We start from the raw sequence: 18,655 nt of genomic DNA on the forward strand, positions 1-18,655 counted from the left end.
TCAAATGTTCAAGCCGCGATGCGACGCTTCGCGGGTTCAAGTTCACCTTGAAGCGTCTTATTTCGTGCGGCGACGAACGATATATTTATCAGAAGCTTTGTTTTTCTTACGAGTTTTGTAGCCAAGGGTCGGTTTGCCCCAAGGAGACAACGGCGATTTGCGGCCGATCGGAGCGCGTCCTTCACCACCACCATGAGGGTGATCGTTCGGGTTCATAACAACACCGCGAACTTCAGGACGTTGACCCAGCCAGCGGCTGCGTCCGGCTTTACCGATCTTGATCAGTTCGTGGTCTTCGTTACCAACGGAACCGATTGTAGCACGGCATACGCTCAGGATTCTGCGAACTTCACCGGAAGAGAGACGCACGGAAACGTACTTGTCTTCTTTACCGAGCAACTGCGCTTCCGTACCGGCTGCGCGAACCAATTGGCCGCCCTTGCCAGGCTTCAGCTCGATGTTGTGGATAACTGTACCTACCGGAATGTTGGACAGCGGAAGCGAGTTACCGATCTTGATGTCTGCTGCAGGACCGGATTCGATCTTATCCCCAACTTTCAGACCTTTAGGAGCGATGATGTAGCGTTTCTCTCCGTCAGCGTAGTGAATCAGAGCGATGTTGGATGTGCGGTTCGGGTCATACTCGATCGTAGCAACGCTGCCTGGTATGCCGTCTTTCGTCCGCTTGAAATCGATAATACGGTATTTACGTTTGTGTCCGCCGCCTTGGTGACGAACCGTAATTTTACCTTGGTTGTTGCGGCCCGCCTTTTTGCTCAGCGGCGCAAGCAGCGATTTCTCAGGCTGGTTTGTTGTGATTTCTTCAAATGTAGACACGGACATTCCGCGTCTTGCCGGAGAAGTCGGTTTGTACTTTTTGATTGGCACTGTGTTTCCCTCCTTGCTTTACAGGATATTATTCTACCGCTTCAAAGAACTCAAGCGGCTTGCTGTCCGGGCTGAGCTTAACGATGGCTTTCTTCCATTCCGGAGTGTATCCGGAGTAGCGTCCATACCGTTTCAGCTTGCCAGGCACGCGCATTGTGTTCACATTAACGACTTTTACTTTAAAGATGGCCTCTACAGCCTGCTTGATTTCGGTCTTGTTGGCACGAATGTCCACTTCAAAAGCATATTTCAAATCGCTCATGTAGTCGGATGTGCGTTCCGTAATCACCGGACGTTTGATGATATCGCGAGGATCTTTCATTACGCGAACACCTCCTCTACCTTAGAAACTGCATCTTTAGTGATGATCAATTTGTCGTGCGTCAGCACGTCAAGAACATTGATGCCGTCAGCCGCTACGAATTTCACCCCAGGGATGTTACGAGCGGAAAGTGCTACATTATCGTCATAGCTAGGAGCTACGATCAGAGCTTTTTGAGCAACCTTCAGGTTGTTCAGAATAGCTGCGAATTCTTTCGTCTTCGGAGCATTCAGGCTCAAGGAGTCAAGTACGATAATGTCATTCTCAATAACCTTCGAGGACAATGCCGATTTGATCGCCAGACGGCGAACCTTTTTAGGCAGTTTCCAGGAATAGCTGCGAGGAGTCGGTCCGAAGACAACGCCGCCGCCTTTCCATTGAGGAGAACGAATCGAACCTTGACGAGCGCGACCTGTACCTTTTTGTTTCCAAGGCTTACGTCCGCCGCCACGAACTTCGGAGCGTCCTTTAACTTTGTGCGTACCACGGCGCAGGGAAGCTCTTTGAAGAAGAACCGCTTCATTCAATACGTGAGTGTTCGGCTCGATACCGAAAATCGCGTCGCTGAGTTCAACTTCACCAACTTCATTACCGCTGATATTGTAAAGTGTTACTTTTGGCATTTCATGTTCCTCCTTTCTTCAAAAGTTATTTCTTAACGGTTTCTTTAACCTTCACGAAGCTGTTCTTAGGTCCCGGAATGGAGCCTTTCACCAGCAGAACATTGCGTTCCACGTCTACTTTGATGACTTCAAGCTTTTGAATCGTCACCGTATCATGGCCCATATGTCCTGGAAGGCGTTTGCCCTTAGGAACGCGGTTGGCTTGGATGGAACCCATCGAGCCCGGTCTTCTATGGTAACGGGAACCGTGAGCCATAGGTCCGCGGCTTTGTCCCCAACGTTTGATAACGCCTTGGAAGCCTTTGCCTTTGGAAATACCGGTTACGTCAACAAATTCGCCTTCTGCGAAGACGTCAGCCTTCAGCTCTTGTCCAACCTCGAGTGCCCCGAGGTCAACACCGCGAATTTCGCGAACGTAGCGCTTAGGTGTTGCATTTGCCTTTGTGGCGTGACCTTGTTCAGGCTTGTTGGTGTTTTTCTTATCGGAAAAGCCCAACTGCACTGCTTCATACCCGTCGGTATTGAGGTCTTTCTTTTGCAGTACTACGCAAGGACCCGCTTCGATAACCGTAACCGCGATTACGTTACCTTCAGGAGTAAACACTTGAGTCATACCGAGTTTTTTTCCTAAGATACCTTTCATGTTGACACCTCTTTTCTTTTCCTGTTTCTAATAGAAGAATTACAATTTAATTTCGATATCTACACCGGACGGCAGATCCAAGCGCATCAAGGCATCCACAGTTTGTGGCGTTGGATTCACAATGTCGATCAGACGCTTGTGAGTACGCATTTCGAACTGTTCACGGGAATCCTTGTACTTGTGCACCGCACGGAGAATAGTAATTACTTGCTTCTCAGTTGGCAGCGGAATCGGCCCGGACACACCTGCACCGGAACGTTTTGCTGTTTCAACGATCTTCTCAGCGGATTGATCAAGAATTCTGTGGTCGTATGCTTTCAAGCGGATACGAATTTTTTGCTTTGCCATTTTAGTCCCTCCTTCTATCGCCCAATTTATTATCGGACATACTCCGTGAAAATTTTCTGACCACAAGCTTCATGGCAAAGGAGCCGGGTGTGTCAGTAACCTCTCACATCATCGCAACGTCGCAGAACAACATTTATTATTATATAGAATCTTTTCGCCCAATGCAAGCAAAATAATAAAACAACGCATGATTTTATTCACGCGCTGTTATGGGTTCCTGTTCTATACTACAAATTGGCTGTTGCCGACTTGAAATATTCCGCTGAAGCGGCGGTTTGTGCCGTTGTTGAGCCGATTCCTTCTATAGTAGTAATCAGTGTCCGAATCTCTGCCTCTACCGTTACGATCTCGCGGGTGCTGCTCTGCATGGATTCCACGATGTCGGTAAAAAGTTGGCTTGTCTCATCTGATTGCAACTTACCGTTTTCCGTCAGTTCCTGTACTTTTCGAATTTCATTCACCACTTGGGCAGTTAAACTGCCGGATTGGGCTGTCAGCTCTCCAATGCGCACAACCGTATTCTTCGTATCTTCAGCCAGCCGATTGACTTCTTGAGCCACGACGCTGAAACCTCTTCCGTGCTCGCCCGCCCTGGCCGCTTCTATGGTTGCATTAAGAGATAATATTTTCGTTTGGTCTGCGATTTCTTGCACCGCACCTACGATCTTCTGTATTTGCTTTGAGAATTGGCTCAGCTCTTTTACCGAGCGTTCCATTTCATTTGTTCTTTCAAAAATATGGGCGATCTGTCCATTCAACTTGCTTAGCAGCTCACGGCCGTCTTTTGCCATTTCCTGTGAGTCAAGAGCTGAAGAAGCCGTACGCTGAAAGGTATTATTGACTTCATTGCTGCTTGCCACAAGCTGTTCGACCGCTGCGTTGGTATCGATGCTGAGATCGATAAGTTCTCCGCTGAATTCGGCAATCTTCTGCTTCAGTTCATTTTTCACAATTTCGTACTGCTCTTCTTTTTCTCGAATATTCTCTTTTTCATAGGCTTCCAGAACGAGCTGCTGCTCAAGATTCAAAAGCTTAGTAACCGTTTTCACCATCTTGAGCCGTTCCCTATCGTCGAAAGCTTCTTTATATATTACGCCAATGAACACATTTTGCAAGTTTTGAAAGGCTGATAGATACCACTTTGGCTCTAACCCAACCTTTTTATGAATTTTGGCAATGGTCAACCGTTTCGATATGTAGTGATTGTCCACATTGCCATCGAAAATTTCAACGATATGGTCGCGCAAGGTCTGTTTCAATCGTTCAATACTGCTGTGATCGAGAATGATCTGCTCCAGCTTATCCACACCGAGCACCGAGTTATAAAAACCGTAGATAATTTCGTCAATGTTTCGCTCCATGGCGGGCTTCAGCTTGCATAGCAGATCCAGATCGGCCTCCGTCAAATCAATCATTCGCATCTGTTCATTCAACTCTTCTTGGCCTTCTATCACATGGAAAGAACTTATGGCCGCTGATTGCCCGTCAGTGTGGTTAGATGAATTAACGTCACGGGAGCCTACTTTCTTTTGTTTTGGGGATAAACCATGTAAAAAAGAGAACGGACATTTTCCCATACTTTCACTCCCATTTGACTATATCTGAATTTTTAATATTCAACTATACACACATTGTTTTATGCAAAGTATTATTGCAAAAAAACTAATGCGGTTAATTGTAATATTTTGTTGAATGAAATAAGGGTTTAGGGCGCTTTGTACATAGAAATGTGATGATTAATGTCGAATAAAAGAAAAATATGTTGAAATTCGATCATACTCTTATCTTCGGTAATTTGTTATGTATTCTGAATAGAACGAACCACTATAATTAAAATTTTATTCACTTTCGTTTGATAGAATTACTGACGGCGAGGGAATCAATGCGGTATTTTAAAGGGGAGAGATAAATAAAAACAAGGACCCTTCAAATGAAGGATCCTTGTTTTGTAAGTTCTTATCTTTCTCTTATTAGAGTAAGAATTCGAACTTATTTTTGGATAGAAGCTACAGTACCGGCTCCAACTGTACGGCCGCCTTCACGAATGGAGAACTTCGTTCCTTCTTCGATAGCGATCGGGGCGATCAGTTGAACAGTTACTGTAATGTTGTCGCCAGGCATTACCATTTCAGTACCTTCTGGCAGGTTGATGATACCCGTTACGTCAGTTGTACGGAAGTAGAACTGAGGACGGTATCCTGTGAAGAAGGGCTTATGACGGCCACCCTCTTCTTTAGTCAGGACGTAGATTTGAGCAGTGAACTCAGTGTGCGGCTTAACGGAATTCGGTTTGGCCAACACTTGTCCGCGCTCGATTTGGTTACGGTCAACACCACGGAGCAGAGCGCCGATGTTGTCGCCGGCTTGAGCGGAGTCAAGCAGTTTGCGGAACATTTCTACGCCGGTAACGACGGATTTCTTCGTTTCTTCTTGGATACCAACGATTTCAACTTCGTCGCCCACTTTAACTGTTCCGCGGTCTATACGGCCAGTTGCCACGGTACCGCGGCCAGTGATGGAGAATACGTCCTCGACAGGCATAAGGAAAGGCTTGTCAGTGTCGCGCTCTGGCAGCGGAATGTAAGTGTCGATCGTTTCGAACATTTCAACGATCTTGGCAGCCCATTCGCCGTCAGGGTTTTGCAGAGCTTCACGAGCGGAACCGCGGGTGATCGGAGTGTCGTCGCCCGGGAATTCGTATTCGTTCAGCAGGTCGCGAACTTCCATTTCAACCAGTTCCAGAAGCTCTTCGTCTTCAACCATGTCACATTTGTTCAGGAATACGACGATGTAAGGAACACCTACTTGGCGGGACAGCAGGATGTGTTCGCGAGTTTGCGGCATTGGGCCGTCAGCTGCGGATACAACCAGAATCGCGCCGTCCATTTGCGCTGCGCCGGTGATCATGTTTTTAACATAGTCGGCGTGTCCAGGGCAGTCAACGTGTGCGTAGTGACGGCTAGGAGTTTCATATTCAACGTGAGCTGTAGAGATCGTGATACCACGTTCGCGCTCTTCCGGAGCTTTATCGATTTGGTCGAATGCTACAGCGGCACCGCCGTATTTTTTGGACAATACAGTTGTGATTGCAGCAGTCAGAGTCGTTTTACCATGGTCGACGTGACCGATAGTACCGATGTTAATATGCGGTTTAGTACGTTCAAACTTAGCCTTTGCCATTTGAACAAATCCTCCTTAATATGGGTTCTTATTATTGGAGCCGCCCGATCTTAAGCTACTTCTGGGATGACTGACGGGAAACAACCGGACGGCAAGTAAACTAGGATTACTCTGCACCCTTGTTCTTGGATACGATCTCGTCCGCGATGGATTTAGGAACTTCTTCATAGTGGGAGAGTTCCATCGAGAATACGCCGCGGCCTTGTGTACCGGAACGCAGGGTAGTGGAATAACCGAACATTTCGGAAAGAGGCACTTTCGCACGGATAATTTGAGCGCCGGCGCGGGAATCCATACCTTCGATCCGTCCGCGGCGGGAGTTCAGCATACCCATAACATCGCCCATGTATTCCTCAGGCACTGTTACTTCCACTTTCATGATTGGCTCAAGCAGGACAGGCTTACACTTGTCTTTGGCTGCTTTGAGCGCCATCGAACCGGCGATCTTAAACGCCATTTCGTTGGAATCGACATCATGGTAAGAACCGTCAACGATGGTTGCTTTGACATCAACGAGCGGGAAGCCAGCGATAACGCCGTTCTTCATTTGCTCTTCAATACCTGCAAGCGCAGGAGCGATGTATTCTCTCGGTACGGAACCTCCGACAACCTTACTTTCGAACTGGCTGCCAGTACCTGCCTCGAGAGGCTCAAATTCAACCCATACGTGACCGTATTGACCACGACCGCCGGACTGACGAACGAACTTGCCTTCGACGCGAGCAGGAGCTCTGAACGTTTCGCGGTAAGCAACCTGCGGTTTACCAACATTGGTCTCCACTTTGAATTCACGACGCATACGGTCGATGATGATATCCAAGTGAAGCTCGCCCATACCGGCCAGAATCGTTTGTCCCGTTTCTTCGTCGGTGTGCGCGCGCAGTGTTGGGTCTTCTTCGGTCAGCTTGCCGAGGGCAACGCCCATTTTGTCTTGGTCGGCCTTCGTTTTAGGTTCAACTGCGATTTCGATAACCGGATCCGGGAAGTTCATCGATTCGAGAATAACCGGATTCTTCTCATCACACAGTGTATCACCTGTGCCGGTGTCTTTCAAACCTACGGCTGCCGCGATGTCGCCGGCATAGACGATGGAAATTTCCTGACGGCTGTTCGCGTGCATTTGCAGGATACGTCCGATACGTTCACGCTTGCCTTTAGTGGCATTCAAAACGTAAGAACCGGACTCCAGAATACCGGAATATACGCGGAAGAATGTCAGCTTACCAACATAAGGGTCGGTCATGATTTTAAATGCCAGCGCGGAGAACGGCTCTTCGTCCGAAGAGTGACGTTCGGTTTCCGTGCCATCTTCGAGATGACCCAAAATCGACGGAACATCGACCGGAGCCGGCAGGTAATCGATGACGGCGTCCAGCATCAGCTGAACCCCTTTGTTACGGTAAGAAGAACCACAGATAACCGGGAAAATCTTAACGTCTACTACGCCTTTGCGCAGTGCAGCCTTGATTTCATCAACGGTAATCTCTTCGCCCTCCAGGTACTTCATGGTCAAATCCTCGTCGAGTTCCGCAACTTTTTCGATCAGTTCGTTGCGAAGCTCTTCGACTTGATCCAGGAATTCGGACGGGATATCCGTCACTTCAATATCACGGCCAAGATCGTCTTTGTACATATGGGCTTTTTGCTCCACCAGGTCGATAATGCCGATAAAGTCGTTCTCGGCACCGATCGGCAGCTGAATGGCAACCGCATTTGCTTGCAGACGCTCACGCATGTCCTTAACAACGTTAAGGTAATCCGCTCCGATGATATCCATCTTGTTTACATAGGCGATCCGTGGAACGCCGTAACGGTCAGCCTGTCTCCAAACAGTTTCAGACTGAGGCTCAACGCCCTCTTTTGCACTGAAAACGCCTACTGCCCCGTCCAATACACGAAGGGAACGTTCAACTTCAACGGTGAAGTCAACGTGTCCCGGGGTATCAATAATATTGACGCGGTGACCTTTCCACGCAGCAGTGGTAGCGGCGGAAGTAATCGTAATTCCGCGCTCCTGCTCTTGCTCCATCCAGTCCATTGTTGCCGCACCTTCGTGAACTTCACCGATTTTGTGCGTACGGCCTGTATAGAAAAGAATCCGTTCCGTGGTAGTCGTCTTACCAGCGTCAATATGTGCCATGATCCCGATATTACGTGTATTTTTCAAGGAGAACTCTCTTGCCATGAAATGGATCTCCCTTCAAAATTGAAGTTATTTGGATGACTATAATCCTACCAGCGGTAGTGAGCAAACGCTTTGTTCGCTTCAGCCATTTTGTGCGTGTCTTCACGTTTCTTAACGGAAGCGCCTGTGTTGTTGGAAGCGTCGATAATCTCGGCCGCCAAACGCTCTTCCATCGTCTTCTCGCCGCGGTTGCGGGAGTAGTTAACGAGCCAACGTAATCCCAGGGAAGTACGTCTCTCCGGTTTTACTTCGATCGGCACTTGGTAGTTGGCGCCGCCGACACGGCGGGCTTTAACTTCCAGAACCGGCATGATGTTCTTAATGGCCGCTTCAAAAACTTCCATCGGGTCTTTACCCGTACGTTCTTCAATCAACTTGAACGCATTGTACAGAATGCTTTGAGCGACACCTCTTTTACCATCCAGCATTACACGGTTAATCAGACGAGTAACCAGTTTGCTGTTATACAACGGATCCGGCAGTACGTCTCTTTTGGAAACTGGACCTTTGCGTGGCATGGATATCCCCCTTTCATTAGATTGTTCTTATTTGTTCATTAAATTATTTCTTAGCTTTCGGACGTTTTGCGCCGTATTTGGAGCGGGATTGCATCCGGTTGTTCACGCCTGCTGTATCCAGCGCGCCGCGAACGATGTGGTAACGAACACCCGGAAGGTCTTTAACCCGGCCTCCGCGAATCAGCACCACGCTATGCTCTTGCAGGTTATGTCCGATACCCGGAATGTAAGCCGTCACCTCTACGCGGTTCGTCAAGCGAACACGGGCATACTTACGAAGTGCGGAGTTCGGTTTTTTCGGAGTCATTGTACCTACACGAGTACAAACGCCGCGTTTTTGCGGAGCGCTCAAATCCGTAGCCTCACGCTTCAGGGCATTAAATCCTTTTTGCAGTGCAGGCGATTTCGATTTTTCGATCTTGGCTTGACGACCTTTACGAACCAATTGATTGATAGTTGGCATTTTTGTGCCACCCCCTTCCTCTAATAATGATCTCTTAGAAACCACTTTGTTAAGCCCACAGACCCAGGCGGTTCATAAAAGAACAAATGAAAAGTTTTTGCCGTCGAAGCTCACCCCGACACAAAAACAGTTCTTTACGCTATTATTTTAAGACGGCTGCCATTGCAGCGCCCACTTCAATCCCGCACGCCTTGCCTAACTGCTGCATCGTGTCGACATAAGTCAACTTGACACCGTGCTTATTGCAAAGACTAACGATTCTGGAAGTAAGCTTGGGATCTCCGTCTTCCGCCACATAGACTTCTGCGGCTTGGCCCATCTCCACCGCTTTGACGGTTTGCTTGGTGCCGATCTTGATCTGAGCGTCCCGTAGTCCTCTATCATCAGTCATTATAAAACCCTCCAATGAACAAAGATAACAAGGATACTCACGCACCTATAACATATTATCATCAACATAATATGTTGTCAAGAAACAATCAAAAAATCTTACTGCAGACAGCCGCGCCGGGCTTTAAAAGACAGCGGCGGCGCGATTGACCTGACAGTATGAATGAAGTTTATTCGGCAGGAACAGTTTCCAAAGCTTCCACTTCGTCCTGTTCTTCTTCCGGGTTAATCAGTTTGACATTGCGGTAGCGGTTCATGCCCGTTCCAGCAGGAATCAGCTTACCGATAATAACATTCTCTTTGAGACCCAGCAGTTGGTCGACCTTGCCCTTGATGGCAGCGTCCGTCAACACGCGCGTCGTCTCCTGGAACGATGCCGCGGAGAGGAACGAGTCGGTTTCGAGCGATGCTTTTGTAATACCAAGCAGCACAGGCTTCGCCACGGCCGGCTCTTTGCCGGACAGAATCGCTTCCTTGTTCGCCGCTTCGTATTCATGGATATCCGCGAACGATCCAGGCAGCAGGTTCGTGTCCCCTGCGTCGATGATGCGGATTTTGCGAAGCATCTGCTTAATCATAACTTCAACGTGCTTGTCGTTGATTTCTACGCCCTGGTTCCGGTATACGCGTTGTACTTCCTGCAGAATGTAGTTCTGCACCCCGCGAATACCCTTGATGCGCAGCATCTCTTTCGGATCGATGGAACCATCGGTCAATTCGTCTCCAGCTTCGATCTCCTGGCCTTCGCTTACGCGCAGGCGGGAGCCGTAAGTGATGGAATAAACCTTGGATTCCGCTTCGCCTTGAACCTCGATTTCGCGGCGGTCCTTCGCTTCGCGGATTTCCTTGATAACGCCGTCGATCTCACTGATTGTCGCCTGGCCTTTAGGGTTACGGGCTTCAAACAGCTCCTGGATACGCGGCAGACCTTGTGTAATATCGTCGCCCGCAACGCCCCCGGTATGGAACGTACGCATGGTAAGCTGTGTTCCTGGTTCACCGATGGATTGCGCGGCGATAATGCCGACGGCTTCACCGATCTCGACATGCTTGCCTGTGGCCAGGTTGCGTCCGTAGCACTTCTTGCAGACGCCGTGACGGGCCCGGCAGCTCAGTACGGAGCGGATTTGCAGCTTGCCTACGCCGGCATTGACAATCTCTTCCGCTTTGTCTGAATCAATCAGATCGTTGCGGTGTACAATGATCGCGCCCGTTTCCGGATGGCGGACCGTCTCAAAGCAGTATCGGCCTTCAATACGATCGTACAGATCCTCGATAACCTCTTTGCCGTCCTGGATACGGCTTACAGTAAAGCCTTTGTCAGTACCGCAATCCTCTTCGCGGACGATTACGTCCTGGGCCACGTCAACGAGACGTCGTGTCAGGTAACCGGAGTCGGCGGTACGAAGCGCCGTATCGGCCAGACCTTTCCGCGCGCCGTGAGTGGAGATGAAGTATTCCAAGACGGTCAGACCTTCGCGGAAGTTTGCCTTGATCGGCAGTTCGAAGATTCGGCCCGACGGCGTCGCCATCAGTCCCCGCATGCCGCCCAGCTGGGTGATCTGCGACTTGTTGCCCCGCGCCTTAGAGTCGACCATGAGCATGATGGAGTTGAAACGGTCCATCGATTTCATGAGCACGTTCGTCAGATCGTCTTTCGTCTTGGACCAGATTTCAATAACACGGTCATACCGTTCTTCATTGGTGATCAGACCGCGGCGGTACTGCTTGGCAACGACGTCGACTTTCTCTTCGGACTCTTTCAGGATTTCTTTCTTCTCTTCCGGCACGATAACGTCCGATACGGCGATCGTTACGCCGGCACGGGTAGAGTAGGTAAAGCCGAGCTGCTTGATTTTGTCCAGAATGACCGATGTCTTGGTCGTATGGTAAATCTCGAAGCAGCGGGCGATGATGGAGCCCAGATATTCTTTACCGACAGCGCCCGCGATCGGAACGGAATCGATCAGTTCGCGGATGTTGGCGCCTTTTTCGTAGATGAAGTATTTCTCCGGCGTACCCTGCAGAAGATTTTCGCGAGTCGCTTCATTGATGTACGGAAAGCTTGCCGGGTAAATTTCGTTGAAAATAATTTTTCCGACCGTCGTGATCAGCATGCCGCTCTGCTGCTTCTCGGTGAAGCTGGTCTTATTAAGCGCCTTGACCGGAATGGCCACGCGCGCATGAAGACCGGCTGTGCCCCGCTGATAAGCGGAAACCGCTTCGTTCACGGTACGGAGAATCATGCCGCTTCCCTTTTCTTCCTTGTTGTCCATGGTCAGATAGAAGGAACCTAGGACCATATCCTGGGAAGGGGTAACGACTGGCTTGCCGTCTTTCGGGTTCAAAATGTTGCCGGACGCCAGCATCAGGATGCGGGCTTCCGCCTGCGCTTCAGCGGAAAGCGGAACGTGCACGGCCATTTGGTCACCGTCAAAGTCAGCATTGTACGCCGTACATACGAGCGGGTGAAGACGAATCGCATGGCCTTCTACCAGAATCGGCTCAAACGCTTGGATACCGAGACGGTGAAGCGTGGGGGCACGGTTCAGCAGAACCGGATGCTCTTTGATGACTTCTTCAAGCACGTCCCAAACTTCCGGGCTTACGCGCTCGACTTTGCGTTTTGCGCTCTTAATGTTATGGGCAAGTCCTTTGTTGACCAGCTCTTTCATCACGAACGGCTTGAACAGTTCCAGCGCCATTTTCTTAGGCAGGCCGCATTGGTACATTTTCAGGTAAGGACCTACAACGATAACGGAACGGCCGGAATAGTCAACCCGTTTACCGAGCAGGTTCTGACGGAAACGTCCCTGTTTACCTTTCAGCATATGGCTGAGCGATTTCAGCGGACGGTTGCCAGGACCCGTTACCGGACGGCCGCGGCGGCCGTTGTCGATCAGAGCGTCTACGGCTTCCTGAAGCATCCGCTTTTCGTTCTGAACGATAATGTCCGGAGCGCCAAGATCAAGCAGTCTCTTCAGACGGTTGTTGCGGTTGATTACGCGGCGGTACAGGTCGTTCAGGTCAGACGTTGCAAAACGTCCGCCGTCCAGTTGCACCATCGGACGCAGTTCCGGCGGAATGACCGGGAGAACATCCATAATCATCCAATCAGGCTTATTGCCGGAGTTACGGAATGCTTCAATAACTTCAAGGCGCTTGATCGCACGGTTGCGGCGTTGGCCTTGAGCGGTGCGCAGCTCTTCTTTAAGAAACTCCAGCTCTTTTTCGATATCAAGATCCTGAAGCAGTTTCTTGACCGCTTCCGCGCCCATGCTCGCCTGGAAGCCGTAACCGTACTTCTCGCGGTAGCTGCGGTATTCCTTCTCGGACAGCAGCTGTTTCTTCTCAAGAGGCGTATCGCCGGGGTCGGTTACGACATAAGATGCGAAATAAATAATCTCTTCCAGCGATCTAGGAGACATGTCGAGCGCCAGACCCATGCGGCTTGGAATGCCTTTAAAGTACCAGATATGGGAAACCGGAGCGGCGAGCTCAATGTGGCCCATACGCTCACGGCGCACTTTAGCGCGTGTAACTTCAACGCCGCAGCGGTCGCAGACTACGCCTTTATAACGGACGCGTTTGTATTTGCCGCAATGGCACTCCCAGTCTTTTTGCGGTCCGAAGATCCGTTCGCAGAAAAGACCCTCTTTCTCCGGCTTGAGTGTACGATAGTTGATGGTTTCCGGTTTCTTTACCTCTCCGCGGGACCAAGAACGAATCTTCTCCGGGGAAGCCAGCCCGATTTTCATAAATTCAAAATTGTTAACGTCCAACAAGGAGCAACCCTCCTTAACCTGATCCTGATTTGGTGTCGCCGTTCCTCTCCCTACTCCTTGCAGCGGGAGAAGCTGCGGTCATACAGCGGAAGGCCATCCTATGAGAAGGATGGCGCCGCCGCTTATTGTCATCCTCAACAGTTCGCGGGCTCCGCAAAGAAATTGACGCTACCTTTGAAGAGCCGCTTCACTATGGGGATTATTTATTCCACTCCGACTTCCGCACCTTCCAGATTGAGGCTCAGCTTGTCGCTTGAAGTCTCATCCTCGTCGTCCAGTTCCTTCATTTCGATCTCCTGCTCGTCTCCGCTCAAGATTTTGACGTCCATACCGAGAGACTGAAGCTCTTTGATCAATACTTTGAAGGACTCAGGAACGCCCGGTTCCGGCACATTCTCGCCTTTGACAATGGATTCGTAAGTCTTCACCCGTCCTACAACGTCATCGGATTTAACTGTAAGAATCTCTTGCAGCGTATAAGCAGCGCCGTATGCTTCAAGCGCCCACACTTCCATCTCACCGAAGCGTTGTCCGCCGAATTGCGCTTTACCGCCGAGCGGCTGCTGCGTAACGAGCGAGTATGGACCGGTGGAGCGGGCATGAATCTTATCGTCGACCATGTGCGCCAGCTTGATCATGTGCATGACGCCGACCGTAACTTCACGTTCAAAACGTTCGCCCGTCCGTCCGTCATACAGAATGGTCTTACCGTTACGCTGCATACCGGCTTCTTCCATCGTGTCGAACACATCATACTCACGCGCTCCATCGAATACCGGCGTTGCAACGTGGATTCCCAGACGCATGGCGGCGAACCCGATGTGAACCTCAAGCACCTGCCCGATGTTCATCCGCGAAGGAACGCCCAGCGGGTTAAGCACGACCTGCACCGGAGTTCCGTCAGGCAGGAACGGCATATCCTCTTCAGGCAGAATGCGGGCCACGACACCCTTATTACCGTGACGTCCAGCCATTTTGTCGCCCTCGGAAATTTTACGCTTCTGGGCGATATAGACACGAACCAGTTGGTTGACGCCAGGAGGCAGCTCGTCGCCGTTCTCCCGTGTAAACACCTTAACATCCACGATGATGCCATCACTTCCGTGAGGGACGCGCAGAGAGGTATCACGCACTTCACGTGCCTTCTCACCGAATATGGCGTGAAGGAGGCGTTCTTCCGCCGTCAGTTCCGTTACGCCTTTTGGCGTAACCTTACCGACGAGAATGTCGCCCGCGCTAATTTCGGCACCGATCCGGATAATACCGCGCTCATCCAGATTGCGAAGGGCTTCTTCGCCCACGTTCGGAATGTCGCGCGTAATTTCTTCCGGTCCAAGCTTCGTATCCCGCGCCTCGGATTCATACTCCTCGATATGGATCGAAGTGTATACATCCTCTTTTACCAGCTTCTCGCTCAGCAGGATGGCATCCTCGTAGTTGTAGCCTTCCCATGTCATGAACGCAACGACTACGTTGCGACCAAGGGCCAATTCGCCCATTTCCGTGGAAGGACCGTCAGCCAGGATATCACCTTTCTTGACGATATCGCCTCTCTTGGCAAGAGGACGCTGGTTAATGCAGGTACCTTGGTTCGAACGCATAAATTTGTGTAATTTATATTTAACGATGTCGCCTTTAACTTCTTTGCCTTCAACGGCCTCAACACGCCGCAGCCAGATTTCGTTGGCCGATGAGCGCTCGATGATGCCGTCGTATTTGGAAACGATACATACGCCCGAATCTTTAGCGGATTTATGTTCCATTCCCGTGCCGACCAGTGGCGCTTTTGGAATAAGCAGCGGAACGGCCTGACGTTGCATGTTGGAACCCATCAGTGCGCGGTTGGAGTCATCATTCTCAAGGAACGGAATGAGCGCCGTCGCGACGGATACAACCTGTTTTGGCGAAACGTCCATGTAATCCACGCGGTTACTCGGCATTGTCGTGATGTTGTCGGACAGCTTGTTGTAACGAACGATAACCATCTCGTCCTTGAACGCGCCTTCCTCCGTCAACTCGGCATTCGCCTGAGCAACTACGTAATTATCTTCTTCGTCTGCCGTAAGGTAATCGATTTGCTCCGTAACCTTGCCCGTCTTCGGATCGACCCAACGGTACGGCGCTTCAATAAAGCCGTATTCGTTAATGCGGGCGAAAGTCGACAGGGAGTTAATCAAACCGATGTTCGGGCCTTCCGGAGTCTCGATTGGACACATACGGCCGTAATGACTGTGATGGACGTCACGGACCTCAAAGCCCGCGCGTTCGCGCGTCAGACCGCCGGGACCGAGCGCCGACAGACGACGTTTATGCGTCAGTTCCGCTAGCGGGTTCGTCTGGTCCATAAACTGCGACAACTGGGAGCTTCCGAAGAACTCCTTGATCGACGCGATAACCGGACGGATATTGATCAGCGCTTGCGGCGTGATCGCATTCGCGTCTTGAATCGACATTCTCTCCCGCACTACGCGTTCCATCCGGGAAAGACCGATACGGAACTGGTTCTGCAGAAGCTCGCCCACAGAACGCAGACGACGGTTGCCCAAATGGTCGATATCATCGGTATTGCCGATGCCGTGCAGCAGATTAATAAAGTAGCTGATCGAGGAGATAATATCAGCCTGGGTGATATGCTTGACCGATTTATCGATGTTGCCGTTGGCGATCAGCTTGATCACGCGTCCTTCTTCAATCGGAGAAAATACCTCCACCGTTTGAAGAGGAATATCTTCATTGTCCAGAACGCCGCCGCTTACGCGGTAGTTCTTGGCGGCCATGTTCTTTTCGAAGTATGGCAGCAGTTCGTCCAGCAGACGGCGGTCGACCATCTGTCCGGTCTCTGCCAGGATTTCCCCGGTCGATTCATCCACCAATGGCTGAGCCAGCCGCTGGTTGAAGAGACGGTTCTTGATGTGCAGCTTCTTGTTGATTTTGTAGCGGCCCACGTTCGCCAGATCGTAACGCTTCGGATCGAAGAAACGCGCTACGAGCAAGCTCTTGGCGTTATCGAGCGTTGGCGGTTCGCCCGGACGAAGACGCTCGTAAATTTCGATAAGCGCTTTTTCCGTCGAGTCTGTGTTGTCCTTATCCAGGGTGTTACGAATATATTCATCATTGCCAAGCAGTTCCAGAATTTCGGCGTCGCTGCCGAACCCGAGAGCACGCAGCAGTACGGTAACCGGAATTTTGCGGGTACGGTCGATCCGGACATACATAATGTCCTTCGCGTCGGTCTCCAGCTCCAGCCAGGCTCCGCGGTTCGGGATGACTGTGGCGGTGTAGGTTTTTTTGCCGTTCTTATCCACTTTAGTGCTAAAGTAGACGCTTGGAGAGCGAACCAACTGGCTGACAATAACCCGTTCCGCACCGTTAATAATAAACGTACCGGTCTCCGTCATCAGCGGGAAATCCCCCATGAACACTTCCTGTTCCTTGACCTCGCCGGTCTCCTTGTTGATGAGCCGCACCTTAACCCGAAGCGGCGCCGCATACGTCACGTCACGCTCTTTGGCGTCGTCCACCGTATACTTCGGTTCGCCCAAGCTGTAATCAATGAACTCCAGCACCAAATTGCCCGTGAAATCCTGGATCGGCGAGATGTCCTGGAACATTTCACGCAGTCCTTCCTCCAAAAACCAATCGTATGATTTTTGTTGGATTTCAATCAGGTTCGGGACCTCGAGTACCTCGTTAATTCTCGCATAGCTTCGCCGAGTGCGTCGACCATACTGAACAAGATGTCCTGCCAACTTTACTCACCCCTCATGTCTACTTACTTAAAAATTGATTGCGAACCCCTGTTTGTGACCGTATAATGGAACCATACAGCAGGGATTCATCCCCCAAATAAAGAAAAGCCCTTATCGAAATCTTTCGAAAAAAGAGCGCATTTCTTCATGGGTGGTAGTACTCCATCATCAGTAGATTTGCCCAAAACGTACATATTATACGTCAACAAGCGTGTGTTTATGCGTCCCCGCCCTCACCACCTCACCTTCTTGAAGGAATACGGCTTCTTTAGGCGATTTACGCGCAAACTTGCCACTCGGCATGCGCCTGCCGTCGACAATAATGACGCTTGACATTTCAGCAAACTAAAGACAGGGAGCCTATCTTAATACTGACATTTTATAATAATAACACTATCAACATCACATGTCAATAATGTTCTCGTATTTATTTTGTAATCTTCTCGGCTTTTAAAATACGGTAACCCTTGTCTTTCCCGATCTCCCGTACTTCTCCGAACAACTCTTCCAGCTTGGCTGCCGCCGACGGCGCCCCTTGTTTCTTTTGAATAACGACCCAGAGAGCCCCGTTTTCATTCAAATGTTCATAGGCCTCTTCAAAAATACGATGGACTACCGCTTTTCCCGCGCGAATCGGAGGATTCGTCAGTATAATATCAAAGGTCTGGCCGGCTACCGCGGAGAGTATATCGCTTTCCATAACCTTCACATTTGAAATTCCGTTCAGTTTTGCATTTTCACGCGCCAGCTCAACCGCCCGGCTGTTGATATCGAGCATCGACACGATTCCTTTGGGAGCCAAGTGCGCCGCCGTAAGACCGATCGGCCCATAGCCGCAGCCCACATCAAGCACCGCGGATCCGTCCGGAATTTCCATGGCTTCGATCAGCGCCCGACTTCCGTAATCCACATCTCCTTTAGAGAACACGCCGGCATCGCTAGTAAAACGAAATGTTTTGCCCCGGAGTACCGCGCTGATGGTGCGTCTGTCATGCTCAGCTTCCGGCTGCTGCGAGTAATAATGCTGGGACATGCCCATCCCTCCCCTTCCTTGATCCCTTGATATCTCCATTTAGTCCTTTAGATACAGCAAACCCCTTGAACATGTTCAAGGGGCTGCGATGGATGGAAGGAATCACTTCGCTCCCAAAGTTGTAATGCCGAATTACTTCACTTCTACAGCTGCGCCAGCTGCTTCCAGCTTTTCTTTCGTAGCGTCGGCATCTTCTTTGCTTACTTTTTCTTTGATCGGTTTTGGAGCGTTGTCTACCAGATCCTTGGCTTCTTTCAGACCCAGGCCAGTGATTTCGCGAACGACTTTGATTACGTTGATCTTGGAAGCGCCAGCGCTTGTCAGGATTACGTCGAATTCTGTTTGCTCTTCTTCAACAGCTGCTGCTGCGCCGCCGCCAATTGCTACAGGAGCTGCAGCAGTTACGCCGAATTCTTCTTCGATTGCTTTAACCAGTTCGTTCAGTTCCAATACGCTCATGCCTTTGATTTCTTCCAAGATTGCTTCTTTACTCATGATTAAACCTCCATTATATTGAAATTTTTATAT

General features: G+C 50.2%; 15 protein-coding genes. All 15 read right to left on the bottom strand.

What is annotated here, in order from left to right; translation table 11 throughout:
- Positions 1-57: 57 nt before the first annotated feature.
- The 15 genes from rplB to rplL all read right to left on the bottom strand — a co-directional run bounded on the left by rplB (position 58) and on the right by rplL (position 18,622).
- On the bottom strand, positions 58-888 hold the full coding sequence (rplB, locus tag PUR_RS23305; protein ID WP_124697994.1) for a 50S ribosomal protein L2: 831 nt from the start codon (positions 886-888) through the stop codon (positions 58-60).
- A gap of 28 nt (positions 889-916) precedes the next feature.
- Positions 917-1,210: a 50S ribosomal protein L23 gene (gene rplW / locus PUR_RS23310; protein WP_124697995.1), complete on the bottom strand. Its 294-nt coding sequence runs from the start codon at positions 1,208-1,210 to the stop codon at positions 917-919.
- Positions 1,210-1,833 carry a 50S ribosomal protein L4 gene (gene rplD / locus PUR_RS23315; RefSeq protein WP_179037275.1) on the bottom strand — a complete coding sequence of 208 codons (624 nt, stop codon included), beginning with the start codon at positions 1,831-1,833 and terminating at the stop codon, positions 1,210-1,212. The genes rplW and rplD overlap by 1 nt, the downstream gene beginning before the upstream one ends.
- Positions 1,834-1,858: 25 nt before the next feature.
- Positions 1,859-2,476 (bottom strand): 50S ribosomal protein L3, encoded by a 618-nt coding sequence (gene rplC / locus PUR_RS23320; RefSeq protein ID WP_124697997.1) that lies wholly within the window; start codon positions 2,474-2,476, stop codon positions 1,859-1,861.
- 39 nt (positions 2,477-2,515) lie between these two features.
- A complete protein-coding gene (gene rpsJ / locus PUR_RS23325; RefSeq protein ID WP_006676490.1) occupies positions 2,516-2,824 on the bottom strand; it encodes a 30S ribosomal protein S10 in 309 nt (102 codons plus the stop codon).
- 227 nt (positions 2,825-3,051) lie between these two features.
- Positions 3,052-4,401, bottom strand: a complete 1,350-nt coding sequence (locus PUR_RS26180) for a globin-coupled sensor protein (RefSeq protein ID WP_232101614.1) — start codon at positions 4,399-4,401, stop codon at positions 3,052-3,054.
- Positions 4,402-4,813: 412 nt separating this feature from the next.
- Positions 4,814-6,004, bottom strand: a complete 1,191-nt coding sequence (gene tuf, locus PUR_RS23340; RefSeq protein ID WP_179037276.1) for an elongation factor Tu — start codon at positions 6,002-6,004, stop codon at positions 4,814-4,816.
- Between the two features lie 106 nt (positions 6,005-6,110).
- Positions 6,111-8,189 carry an elongation factor G gene (gene fusA / locus PUR_RS23345; RefSeq protein ID WP_179037277.1) on the bottom strand — a complete coding sequence of 693 codons (2,079 nt, stop codon included), beginning with the start codon at positions 8,187-8,189 and terminating at the stop codon, positions 6,111-6,113.
- 47 nt (positions 8,190-8,236) lie between these two features.
- The gene (gene rpsG, locus PUR_RS23350; protein WP_124697927.1) at positions 8,237-8,707 is read right to left on the bottom strand and encodes a 30S ribosomal protein S7; all 471 of its coding nucleotides are present in this window, start codon (positions 8,705-8,707) and stop codon (positions 8,237-8,239) included.
- A gap of 43 nt (positions 8,708-8,750) precedes the next feature.
- Positions 8,751-9,170 carry a 30S ribosomal protein S12 gene (rpsL, locus tag PUR_RS23355; protein ID WP_025693021.1) on the bottom strand — a complete coding sequence of 140 codons (420 nt, stop codon included), beginning with the start codon at positions 9,168-9,170 and terminating at the stop codon, positions 8,751-8,753.
- Between the two features lie 142 nt (positions 9,171-9,312).
- A complete protein-coding gene (locus PUR_RS23360; protein ID WP_025336681.1) occupies positions 9,313-9,561 on the bottom strand; it encodes a ribosomal L7Ae/L30e/S12e/Gadd45 family protein in 249 nt (82 codons plus the stop codon).
- Positions 9,562-9,730: 169 nt separating this feature from the next.
- Positions 9,731-13,345, bottom strand: coding sequence for a DNA-directed RNA polymerase subunit beta' (gene rpoC, locus PUR_RS23365; protein ID WP_124697926.1), 3,615 nt, complete (start codon positions 13,343-13,345; stop codon positions 9,731-9,733).
- 203 nt (positions 13,346-13,548) lie between these two features.
- On the bottom strand, positions 13,549-17,094 hold the full coding sequence (rpoB, locus tag PUR_RS23370; RefSeq protein WP_179037278.1) for a DNA-directed RNA polymerase subunit beta: 3,546 nt from the start codon (positions 17,092-17,094) through the stop codon (positions 13,549-13,551).
- A 427-nt stretch (positions 17,095-17,521) separates the two neighbouring features.
- On the bottom strand, positions 17,522-18,127 hold the full coding sequence (locus PUR_RS23375; protein WP_179037279.1) for a class I SAM-dependent methyltransferase: 606 nt from the start codon (positions 18,125-18,127) through the stop codon (positions 17,522-17,524).
- A 132-nt stretch (positions 18,128-18,259) separates the two neighbouring features.
- Positions 18,260-18,622 carry a 50S ribosomal protein L7/L12 gene (rplL, locus tag PUR_RS23380; RefSeq protein ID WP_124697923.1) on the bottom strand — a complete coding sequence of 121 codons (363 nt, stop codon included), beginning with the start codon at positions 18,620-18,622 and terminating at the stop codon, positions 18,260-18,262.
- Between the last annotated feature and the right edge of the window lie 33 nt (positions 18,623-18,655).

This window comes from Paenibacillus sp. URB8-2, from assembly GCF_013393385.1.
Classification (GTDB): domain Bacteria; phylum Bacillota; class Bacilli; order Paenibacillales; family Paenibacillaceae; genus Paenibacillus_AQ.